Source organism: Mycobacterium paraense, assembly GCF_002101815.1.
Lineage (GTDB): Bacteria > Actinomycetota > Actinomycetes > Mycobacteriales > Mycobacteriaceae > Mycobacterium > Mycobacterium paraense.
In genome coordinates this window covers 1-7,688 of record NZ_LQPM01000048.1, presented here as the reverse complement: position 1 = coordinate 7,688, position 7,688 = coordinate 1, and the positions used below count along the sequence as shown (strand labels likewise).

Genomic DNA, 7,688 nt, shown 5'->3' with positions numbered 1-7,688 from the left:
TCCGGCGGCAACGTCAAGATGCTGGGCGGGGGCGGCGCCGGGGGCGACGGCGGTCCCAGCGGAATCTTCGGCCGCGGCGGCGACGGCGGTAACGCCGGAACCGGCGCCGCGCCCGCCAGCGGGGGGAACGGTGGCAACGCCGTGCTCATCGGAAACGGCGGGAACGGCGGAAACGGCAGCGACGGCGGGCCCGGCGGTCACGGCGGCTTTGCCGGACCGCTCGGCCACAGCGGCATCACCGGATTGCCCTAGCGCCGGTCGGCCCTGATTGCCCTGGGCCGCAACGGTTGTCGCAAACAGCAGAAAACCCTAATTCCAGGGCCGGCTCATTATTGAGGCTGCTATATCAGTCGACCTCCGACACCATTGTCGTGGCCAGTTCTCGCCCGTCGCTACCCGTTTGTTTGTATGTCTAGATAAGTAACTCTGGCTCAACGGGTAGGGCATGACTGATGACGGCTGAGATATAGATGGCGGACAGCCTCGCCGCGACCGACCCGACCCTGGCCCCGTCCCCGGCGAACGGGCGTCGGCTCCGATGGGACCGCGACCATCCGCACTACAAGTGGGTCGCCCTCTCGAACACGACGCTGGGCATGCTGCTGGCGATGATCAACGCGTCGATCGTGCTGATCTCCTTGCCCGCCATCTTCCGCGGGATCGGCCTGGACCCGCTCGCCCCGGCGAACATCGGCTTTCTGCTGTGGATGCTGATGGGCTACCTCGTCGTCACCGCGGTCCTGGTCGTATTCGTCGGGCGACTCGGCGACATGTTCGGCCGGGTGCGCATCTACAACTTCGGCTTCGCGGTGTTCACCGTCGCGGCGATTGCCCTGTCGTTCGACCCCTTCCACCTCGGCGGCGGCGCGCTGTGGCTGATCGGCTGGCGCGTGATCCAGGGCATCGGCGGCGCGATCCTGATGGCGTTGTCGGCGGCCATCCTCACCGACGCGTTCCCCAGCAATCAGCGCGGCATGGCGCTCGGATTCAACATGGTCGCGGCGGTGGCCGGCTCGTTCCTCGGCCTGATGATCGGGGGGCTGCTGGCGGGGTGGGACTGGCGCGCGATCTTTTGGGTCGGCGTACCGATCGGCTTGCTCGGCACCGTCTGGGGCATGCGCTCGCTACACGAGATCGGCGTGCGCACACCCGGGCCGTTGGACTGGCCCGGCACAGTGACATTCGGCGTCGGCTTGACCGTCATCCTGGTGGGCATCACCTACGGCATTCAGCCGTACGGGAACCACGCAACGGGCTGGACGAACCCGTGGGTGCTGGGCTCGATCGCCGTCGGCGTCTTGTTGTTGATCGCGTTCTGCGTCATCGAGTTGCGGGCCCCGCAGCCGATGGTCGACATCCGGCTCTTTCGCTCGACGGCTTTCGGGATGGGCAACGTGGCCAACCTGATGTCGTCGATGGGCCGCGGCGGCCTGCAGTTCATGCTCATCATCTGGCTGCAGGGCATCTGGCTGCCGCTCCACGGGTACAGCTTCGAGTCGACGCCGCTGTGGTCGGGCATCTACCTGTTGCCCGCGACCGTCGGGTTCCTCATCGCCGCGCCGGTCGCGGGGTGGCTGGCGGACCGCTTCGGCGCGCGCCCGTTCGCCGTCGGCGGGATGCTGCTGATGGCCGCCACGTTCATCGGGCTGCTGATGATCCCGGTGGATTTCGACTACCGGGTTTTCGCGGTGCTGACTTTCCTGAACGCGCTGGGCGGCGGCGTCTTCACCGCGCCCAACACCGCCGCGATCATGTCGAGCGTGCCCGCCGCGCAGCGAGGAGCCGCATCCGGTGTTCGGGCGACGTTCTTCAACGCCGGCTCGGCGCTGTCGATCGGAGTCTTCTTCTCGCTGATGGTCATTGGGCTGGCGCACACACTGCCGCAGGCGCTGAGCAGCGGACTCCAACAGCAGGGCGTACCGGCGGCCGTCGCGCAGGACGTCGCCAATCTGCCGCCGGTGGGCAGCCTGTTCGCGGCGTTTCTGGGTTACAACCCCATCGGCGAGTTGCTCGCACGATCGGGCGCACTGCAGCAACCGGGCGTCAACGCCAACGTGCTCACCGGCAAATCGTTCTTCCCGGACCTGATCTCGGGGCCGTTCCACGCCGGACTGACGGTGGTATTCGTCGCGGCGGCGGTCATGATGCTCACCGGCGCGCTGGCGTCGCTGGTCAATCCCGGACGATACGGGGACGAGGTCGAGCAGGCCCGGCCAGAATGAGCCGCGCGATTTGCGTTGCGCACGGCTACCATTCGCCATGTTCGTGCTAACGGCATCGCCATATAACGAATGGAGCCGCATCAATGTCCTCACCGCGCTGGCTCTCAATGCTCACCGTTCCCGTGCTGGCCGGCGCTGCCCTGGTCAGTAGCTCCGCGGTCGCGACCGCCACCACCCCCGCCGACGAGGCGTACCTCGCTCAACTGCGCGCCGTCGGTCTTAGCTGGCCACCCAACACGGAAGAGGCGCTCATCGGAGAGGCGCATCTGGTCTGCTACGACCTCACGTGGGGTTGGACGCCGCAACAGATCGCCGACGACATTCACGCCCACTTAAATGCGCGGGGCGTGACGTTGTTGGACGTCGGAACCTTGGTCAACGCCGCACACAACACCTACTGCCCGGGCAATGTGTGCGACGCGCCCACGCTGTGCACCTGACGCGCCCACCGATCAGCGTTTCGATGTGGTGCCTCGGCGCCGTGACGTGCCGTGCGCGGCGAGCACGTCGTTGTTGGCCAGCGTTTGCGCCTCAGCGGCCAGCGTCGATGCCCTGTTGGCATACGCGATCGCGTCGGCCTCGTTCGTTGCCTGCGTCCCGCGCGCCGCTGCCAGATGCCGCTTGGCGTCTTCCAATCGGGCCTGGGCTTCGGTCCCGATGCTCCCCCGATGCCTGGCCGCGTAGTCCGAGATCTGGCGGACCCTGGCGTCCGCGGTGGACAACGCCGGCCCCAACGACCGATCGCTTCCCTCGATGCTGACCTGCCCGTCGCCGCGCGCGGCGCGCCGGCGGCGGCGCGCGCGATAGAGCAACAGAGCCAGCACCAGCACCGCGACGACGGCCACCGCCACGATCACGGCAATCGGCACCCAGTTGCGCTTCGACGGGGTGGCCGAGCTTGCCGATTTGTCCAGCCCGTCGGCCGCGGCGACCGCGGCGATGCTCCATTCCTTGGCATTGATCGCCGGATCAATTTGGTTGCTGCGCAAGGTGTTTAACTCGGTTGCCGACAGGCCCGGCACGTCGAAAACGTACGACTTGGTGTTCGTGGCCACGGCCAGCAGCGCGTCGTGGTCGCCCATGCCGCTGGCGCTGCGGGTCTGGTTCGCCCAGTTGTCCGGCTTGAACCTGGAGAAGTTGTCGACGTAGACCACCCACAGTTGGATGTGCCGGTCGCGGTACAGCCGGTCGACGGCCGAGCTGACCGCCGCCCGGCCCGAGTCCGTCAACGCCCCGGTGTTGTCGGTGATGTGATCGGTGATCTTGGACGGCGGTTGCGCGCCGGCCGGGGTTGCCAGCAGTAACCCCGCCGTGAGAATCGCCAGAACCGCACCGAACAGGCGAACAACCCGCATACGGGTAATCTAGCCCGCCGTCGGCGGTGCCGGGCGCAGCATCACCTGCCGTCGGCGACCGGCGCTGGATGCACTACTTTGCCTGGGGTGACGTTCTCAGCTGCTAGTGCAGTCGCGCGGTGGATCGCCCCTCTCCTCGCGGTTGCGGCCGTCGTCGGAACGAGCCCTCTCGTCGACCCGGCGGTGCGTTTGGCCGACAACGCCAATCCGTTGGCCGGCATGCCCTTCTACGTCAATCCCAACTCCGCGGCCATGCGCGCCGCGCAGCACGCCGATCCGCCGAGCCCCGAGCTGACCGCCATCGCCAACACCCCACAGGCCTACTGGGTCGTCCCGGGCGGTTCGGCGGGGACGGTCGCGAAGTACACCGGCGACGCGGCGGCCGCCGGCGCCATCCCGGTGCTGGCGATCTATGGGATCCCGCACCGCGACTGCGGCAGCTTCGCCGCGGGCGGCATGGCGACGGCCGACGACTACCGGGGGTGGATCGACGGCATCGCCTCCAGCGTCGGCGCCACCCGGACGGCGATCATCCTCGAACCCGATGCCCTGGCCATGGCCGACTGCCTGTCGGCCGACCAGCGCCAGGAACGCTACGACCTGATTCGCTACGCCGTCGACACGCTGACGCGCAATCCGGGCACGGCCGTCTACGTCGACGGTGGCCACCTGCGCTGGCATAGCGCCGAGGACATGGCCGCCAGGCTCAACAAGGTCGACATCGCCCGGGCGCGGGGTTTCAGCCTCAACACCGCGAACTTCTACACCACCGGCGACGAAATCGGTTACGGCGAGGCGATTTCCGGGCTCACCAACGGTTCGCACTACGTGATCGACACGTCGCGCAACGGCGCCGGACCGGCGCCCGACTCCGGGCTCAACTGGTGCAACCCCAGCGGCCGGGGGCTGGGCACCCCGCCGACCACCGCCACCTCGGGGGCGCACGCCGACGCCTACCTCTGGATCAAGCGTCCCGGTGAATCCGACGGAACCTGCGACAAAGGTGATCCGCCGGCGGGCACCTTCGTCAATCAGTACGCCATCGATCTGGCTCACGCGGGCGGCTAGTAGCGCGCGTCTGTGGCAAGGACGACGGGCGTCGTCGTAACCTCAAGCGACGGTCACCTCCGGGTGGGTCGATCCACAAAGCCCTAGCCGCACAGGGATTGGAGGCAATGAGGATGTCCGAGGAGCTGACGCCGCATTTCGAGGACGTGCAAGCGCACTACGACCTCTCCGACGACTTCTTCCGCCTCTTCCTCGACCGCACCCAGATGTACACGTGCGCCTACTGGCTCGGCGGCGACGACATGACCCTGGAACAGGCGCAGATCGCCAAAATCGACCTCTCGCTGAGCAAGCTGGGCTTGCAGCCCGGCATGACACTGCTGGACCTCGGCTGCGGCTGGGGCGCGGCCATGATGCGAGCCATCGAGAAGTATGACGTCAACGTCGTCGGCATCACGCTGTCCAAAAACCAGGTCGCGCACGTCGAGCAGCTGTTCGCCGCGTCGGACAGCCCGCGCTCCAAGCGGGTGCTGCTCGAGGGCTGGGAGCGGTTTCACGAGCCGGTGGACCGGATCGTGGCGATCGGCCCGTTCGAGCATGTCGGCTACGACCGCTACGACGCCTTCTTCGAACGAACTTATGAGCTGTTGCCGAGCGGCGGCACGATGCTGTTGCACACCATCACCGTCCTGTCGGAGAAGGAGATCATCGAGTCCGGCTTGCCGCTCACCCCGGCGATCGTCGAATTCAGCGACTTCATGAAAACCGAAATTTTCCCCGGCGGCTTCCTGCCGACCATCGACATGGTCAAGGAGTTCTCTGCGAAGGCCGGCTTCAAGCTCAAGCGCCGCCAATCGCTGCAGCGCCATTACGCCAAGACCCTGGACGTGTGGGCCGCGGGCCTCGAGGCGCACAAAGCCGAAGCCATCGAGATTCAGTCCGAAGAGGTCTACGACATGTACATGAAATACCTGACCGGCTGCGCCAATTTGTTCCGCAAGGGCTACACCGATCTCAACCAATTCACGCTGCGGAAGTAGTCGTCGTGTCGGGCTCAGAATGCTTCACATTCCTGGGTTCCATTCAATAGAGTTAGCGGTCCGAGTCGCCCCGTTGAACCCGATGGGAGTCGCAGATGTCGGCTTTCCTGATCGCAGCACCCGAGGCCTTGGCCGCGGCCTCGGCGGATTTGAGTGGGATCGGGGAGGCGATAAAAGAAGCCTCGGCAACGTGGGCGCCGTCGACCACGGGGATCGCGGCGGCGGCCGCCGATGAGGTGTCGGCCGCGATCGCGCGGTTGTTCGGCAACTATGCGCAGACGTATCAGACGCTGGGCGCCCAGGCCGTCGCGTTTCAGCAGCAGTTCGCGCAGGCGTTGAGTGGCGGCGCGGGTTCATACGGGGCCGCCGAAGCAACCAGCGCAGCGTTTCTGCAACTCCCGAACCTGCAAGCCATCGAGCAGAACCTGCTGGACGCGGCGAATGCCTACAGCGTGGCATTCACCGGGCGCCCGCTGATCGGCAACGGCGCCAACGGGGCCCCCGGCACGGGCGCACCCGGCGGTGCCGGCGGCTGGCTGCTCGGTTCGGGCGGGTCCGGCGGATCCGGGGCGGCCGGTAGCGGTGGCGGGGCCGGCGGGCCCGCGGGGCTGATCGGCATCGGCGGCGCCGGTGGGGCCGGCGGCACCGGCGCGGCCGGCGGCCCGGGCGGACACGGCGGATGGCTGTTGGGCACCGGCGGAGCGGGCGGAACCGGCGGGTCTTCGTCGGCCGGGCCCGGCGGAACCGGTGGACTCGGCGGAGCCGGCGGGTTATTCGGCGCCGGCGGGCCCGGCGGGGTCGGCGGGTTCTCGTCGTCCGGGACCGGCGGTGTCGGCGGGGCCGGCGGGGCCGGTGGGCTGTTCGGCGGACTGCTGGGTGCCGGCGGCGGCACGGGCGGCGTCGGCGGGGCCGGGGACACCGGCGGTGCGGGTGGGGCCGGCGGAGCCGGCGGCATGCTGGTCGGTGCGGGCGGCGCGGGCGGCACCGGCGGGTTGGGCAGTACCGGGGCAGGCGGGGCCGGCGGACCCGGGGGCGCCGGAGCCCTGCTGGTGGGTAACGGCGGTCCCGGCGGTGTCGGCGGCACCAGCTTCAGCGGCGACGGCGGGGCCGGCGGTACCGGCGGCCACTCCGGCTGGCTGCTCGGCTCGGCCGGCTCCGGCGGCGCCGGCGGCAACACCTTCGGCAGCGGCACCGGCGGCCACGGCGGGGCCGGCGGTGACGCCGGCGTGATCGGTTTCGGCGGGATCGGCGGGGCCGGTGGGTTCGCGTCGGCCGGGGCCGGCGGCGCCGGTGGGGCCGGCGGCGCCGGCGCCCTGCTGGCCGGCGACGGCGGTGCGGGTGGCGCGGGCGCACAGGGCGCAACCGGCTTCGCCGGCGGCGCCGGCGGACCCGGCGGCAGGGCCGTGCTGCTCGGCATCGGCGGGTCCGGTGGCATCGGCGGACTCGGCGGGCCGGCCGGCGGCAACGGCGCCGCAGGTGGTAACGGCCTGTTACTGCCGGCGGCGGCTTTGAACGTGATCAACGCGCCCAGCGTCGCCCTGACCGGGCGGCCGCTGATCGGCAACGGCGTCAGCGGCGCCGCGGGCAGCGGGGCCAGCGGGACGGCCGGCGGGTGGCTGCTCGGCGACGGCGGGGCCGGCGGCTCCGGCGCAAACGGCGTGCCGGGCGGGCCCGGCGGCCCGGCCGGGCTGTTGGGCAGCGGTGGCGTCGGCGGGGCCGGTGGGTTCGGGGCCTCCGGTGCCGGCCGGGCCGGCGGCATGGGCGGACACGGCGGATGGATCTTCGGTAACGGCGGTCTCGGCGGGGCCGGCGGCGTCGGCGCCGCCACCGCTGGACCCGACGGCAACGGCGGGGGCGGCGGAGCCGGCGGGGCCGGCGGGTTGTTCGGCTCCGGCGGGGTCGGGGGCCCCGGCGGATTGACCGGTCAGACGACCAGCGGCTTGCGACCCGGCGCGGGCGGGGCCGGCGGAAACGCCGGGCCGCTCGGTGGGCTGTTCGGCGCCGGCGGCGGTACCGGCGGGGTCGGCGGCTCGTCCATCCAGTCCGACGGCGGGGCCGGCGGC

General features: G+C 70.0%; 6 protein-coding genes and 1 pseudogene. 6 read left to right on the top strand and 1 reads right to left on the bottom strand.

The annotated features are described in order from the left end of the window. The 3 genes and pseudogenes from AWB89_RS27400 to AWB89_RS25490 form a co-directional block, all read left to right on the top strand. Positions 1–252: pseudogene (locus AWB89_RS27400) on the top strand (hypothetical protein); the annotation flags it as partial. Between the two features lie 218 nt (positions 253–470). Then, positions 471–2,222: an MFS transporter gene (locus AWB89_RS25495; protein WP_085177465.1), complete on the top strand. Its 1,752-nt coding sequence runs from the start codon at positions 471–473 to the stop codon at positions 2,220–2,222. Positions 2,223–2,305: 83 nt separating this feature from the next. Beyond that, entirely contained in the window at positions 2,306–2,662 is a 357-nt protein-coding gene (locus AWB89_RS25490; RefSeq protein WP_241519444.1) for a DUF732 domain-containing protein, read from the top strand. 12 nt (positions 2,663–2,674) lie between these two features. Here the strand turns inward: AWB89_RS25490 and AWB89_RS25485 are convergent, their stop codons facing one another. Further along, the gene (locus tag AWB89_RS25485) at positions 2,675–3,577 is read right to left on the bottom strand and encodes a TPM domain-containing protein (RefSeq protein ID WP_085177463.1); all 903 of its coding nucleotides are present in this window, start codon (positions 3,575–3,577) and stop codon (positions 2,675–2,677) included. Positions 3,578–3,664: 87 nt separating this feature from the next. Here AWB89_RS25485 and AWB89_RS25480 point away from each other — a divergent pair, with 87 nt between their 5' ends. The 3 genes from AWB89_RS25480 to AWB89_RS25470 form a co-directional block, all read left to right on the top strand. Then, the gene (locus AWB89_RS25480; protein ID WP_085177461.1) at positions 3,665–4,645 is read left to right on the top strand and encodes a glycoside hydrolase family 6 protein; all 981 of its coding nucleotides are present in this window, start codon (positions 3,665–3,667) and stop codon (positions 4,643–4,645) included. Positions 4,646–4,758: 113 nt separating this feature from the next. Further along, positions 4,759–5,625 carry a cyclopropane mycolic acid synthase family methyltransferase gene (locus AWB89_RS25475; protein WP_085102152.1) on the top strand — a complete coding sequence of 289 codons (867 nt, stop codon included), beginning with the start codon at positions 4,759–4,761 and terminating at the stop codon, positions 5,623–5,625. 95 nt (positions 5,626–5,720) lie between these two features. Then, positions 5,721–7,688: PE family protein (locus tag AWB89_RS25470; RefSeq protein ID WP_085177459.1), on the top strand; the 1,968-nt coding region annotated here is incomplete at its 3' end.

What these genes read in the sequence shown, in the direction of transcription:
- AWB89_RS25495 (WP_085177465.1), top strand. Translation starts at nt 471, where the DNA reads ATGGCGGACAGCCTCGCCGCGACCGACCCGACCCTGGCCCCGTCCCCG.
- AWB89_RS25490 (WP_241519444.1), top strand. Translation starts at nt 2,306, where the DNA reads ATGTCCTCACCGCGCTGGCTCTCAATGCTCACCGTTCCCGTGCTGGCC.
- AWB89_RS25485 (WP_085177463.1), bottom strand. Translation starts at nt 3,577, where the DNA reads ATGCGGGTTGTTCGCCTGTTCGGTGCGGTTCTGGCGATTCTCACGGCG.
- AWB89_RS25475 (WP_085102152.1), top strand. Translation starts at nt 4,759, where the DNA reads ATGTCCGAGGAGCTGACGCCGCATTTCGAGGACGTGCAAGCGCACTAC.